2 protein-coding genes are annotated in these 3172 nt (G+C 36.3%); both read left to right on the top strand.

Annotated features, from left to right (window positions below; all coding sequences use genetic code 11):
- Positions 1–1503, top strand: a 1503-nt coding sequence (locus AJ888_RS05475; protein ID WP_070296180.1) for a flagellin, incomplete at its 5' end; no start/stop codon positions are given.
- A gap of 152 nt (positions 1504–1655) precedes the next feature.
- A partial coding sequence (locus AJ888_RS05470; RefSeq protein ID WP_070296179.1) for a flagellin occupies positions 1656–3172 on the top strand: 1517 nt, incomplete at its 3' end.

Raw genomic sequence — 3172 nt, 5'->3', positions numbered from 1 at the left:
ATCTTACAAACTGCAGATAAGGCTATGGATGAGCAACTTAAGATCTTAGATACTATTAAGACTAAAGCAACTCAAGCAGCTCAAGATGGTCAAAGTTTAAAAACAAGAACCATGCTTCAAGCAGATATAAACCGCTTAATGGAAGAACTTGATAATATCGCAAATACTACAGCTTTTAATGGTAAACAACTTTTAAGTGGAAATTTTACCAATCAAGAATTTCAAATCGGTTCAAGCTCAAATCAAACTATAAAAGCTAGCATTGGACCAACCCAGTCTTCAAAAATCGGTGTTACAAGATTTGAAACAGGTTCACAAAGTGTGAGTTCAGGTGTAGTAGGACTTACTATCAAAAACTATAATGGTTTGGAAGATTTTAAATTTGATAATGTTGTGATTTCAACTTCTGTTGGAACAGGTCTTGGAGCTTTAGCTGAAGAGATTAATAAAAGCTCTGATAAAACAGGAGTTAGAGCAACTTATGATGTAAAAACTGTTGGAGCTTATGCTATAAAAGAAGGAACTACTTCTCAAGACTTTGCTATCAATGGGGTTATAATTGGTAAGGTTGATTATAAAGATGGAGATAATAACGGTTCTTTGATTTCAGCCATCAATGCGGTTAAAGATACCACAGGAGTTCAAGCTTCTAAAGATGAGAATGGTAAACTTGTTCTTACTTCAGCTGATGGTAGAGGCATTAAAATCACAGGTAGTATAGGTGCTGGTGCGGGTATTTTAAAAACTGAAAATTATGGAAGATTATCTTTAGTTAAAAATGATGGTAGAGATATCAACATAAGTGGAACTAATCTTAGTGCTATAGGTATGGGTGCTACAGATATGATTTCTCAAGCTTCAGTATCTTTAAGAGAGTCAAAAGGTCAAATTTCAGCAGCTAATGCTGATGCTATGGGATTTAATTCTTACAATGGTGGTGGAGATAAGCAAATTATCCAAGCTTCTAGTATTTCAGCGTTTATGTCTCAAGCAGGTTCAGGCTTCTCAGGAGGTTCAGGCTTCTCAGTAGGTAGTGGAAAAGGATATTCTACAATTTTAACTGGAGCAGTACAAATTGTTTCAAGCGCGGCTTCTATAAGCAGTACCTATGTAGTTTCGGCAGGTTCAGGCTTCTCAGCAGGTTCAGGTAATTCTCAATTTGCTGCTTTAAGAACTACAGCTGTAGGTGCTACTGATGAAACTGCGGGTGTAACCACTCTTAAAGGTGCTATGGCTGTGATGGATATAGCTGAAACTGCTATAACTAACCTTGATCAAATCAGAGCTGATATAGGTTCTATACAAAATCAAATCACATCAACTATAAACAACATCACCGTAACCCAGGTTAATGTTAAATCAGCTGAATCACAAATCAGAGATGTAGACTTTGCAAGTGAGAGTGCAAACTACTCTAAAGCTAACATCCTAGCTCAAAGTGGATCTTATGCTATGGCTCAGGCAAATTCTAGTCAGCAAAATGTTTTAAGATTGCTTCAATAGCTCTACATATTTTTAAAGTACTGCGATATATACAAATCCAAGCCTAGTTTAAATACTAGGCTTTTTTAAACTCTAAAGATTTTTAATTAAACTAAAACTTGGAACACTTCTTGCTTTAATCTTTTCGATGCAATATTTTGAAAGGATTTAAAATGGGTTTTAGGATAAACACCAACATCGGTGCATTAAATGCACATGCAAATTCAGTTGTTAATGCTAACGAGCTTGATAAGTCTTTAAGTAGACTTAGTTCTGGTCTTAGGATTAACTCCGCAGCAGATGATGCTTCAGGGATGGCGATAGCAGATTCTTTGCGTTCTCAAGCAGCTACTCTAGGTCAAGCTATAAACAATGGCAATGATGCTATAGGCATCTTACAAACTGCAGATAAGGCTATGGATGAGCAACTTAAGATCTTAGATACTATTAAGACTAAAGCAACTCAAGCAGCTCAAGATGGTCAAAGTTTAAAAACAAGAACCATGCTTCAAGCAGATATAAACCGCTTAATGGAAGAACTTGATAATATCGCAAATACTACAGCTTTTAATGGTAAACAACTTTTAAGTGGAAATTTTACCAATCAAGAATTTCAAATCGGTTCAAGCTCAAATCAAACTATAAAAGCTAGCATTGGACCAACCCAGTCTTCAAAAATCGGTGTTACAAGATTTGAAACAGGTTCACAAAGTGTGAGTTCAGGTGTAGTAGGACTTACTATCAAAAACTATAATGGTTTGGAAGATTTTAAATTTGATAATGTTGTGATTTCAACTTCTGTTGGAACAGGTCTTGGAGCTTTAGCTGAAGAGATTAATAAAAGCTCTGATAAAACAGGAGTTAGAGCAACTTATGATGTAAAAACTGTTGGAGCTTATGCTATAAAAGAAGGAACTACTTCTCAAGACTTTGCTATCAATGGGGTTATAATTGGTAAGGTTGATTATAAAGATGGAGATAATAACGGTTCTTTGATTTCAGCCATCAATGCGGTTAAAGATACCACAGGAGTTCAAGCTTCTAAAGATGAGAATGGTAAACTTGTTCTTACTTCAGCTGATGGTAGAGGCATTAAAATCACAGGTAGTATAGGTGCTGGTGCGGGTATTTTAAAAACTGAAAATTATGGAAGATTATCTTTAGTTAAAAATGATGGTAGAGATATCAACATAAGTGGAACTAATCTTAGTGCTATAGGTATGGGTGCTACAGATATGATTTCTCAAGCTTCAGTATCTTTAAGAGAGTCAAAAGGTCAAATTTCAGCAGCTAATGCTGATGCTATGGGATTTAATTCTTACAATGGTGGTGGAGATAAGCAAATTATCCAAGCTTCTAGTATTTCAGCGTTTATGTCTCAAGCAGGTTCAGGCTTCTCAGGAGGTTCAGGCTTCTCAGTAGGTAGTGGAAAAGGATATTCTACAATTTTAACTGGAGCAGTACAAATTGTTTCAAGCGCGGCTTCTATAAGCAGTACCTATGTAGTTTCGGCAGGTTCAGGCTTCTCAGCAGGTTCAGGTAATTCTCAATTTGCTGCTTTAAGAACTACAGCTGTAGGTGCTACTGATGAAACTGCGGGTGTAACCACTCTTAAAGGTGCTATGGCTGTGATGGATATAGCTGAAACTGCTATAACTAACCTTGATCAAATCAGAGCTGATATAGGTTC

The organism is Campylobacter sp. BCW_6467, assembly GCF_001762855.1.
Taxonomy (GTDB): domain Bacteria; phylum Campylobacterota; class Campylobacteria; order Campylobacterales; family Campylobacteraceae; genus Campylobacter_D; species Campylobacter_D jejuni.
Note: the sequence above shows the minus strand (reverse complement) of the source record. Positions and strands in the feature narration are given on the sequence as shown.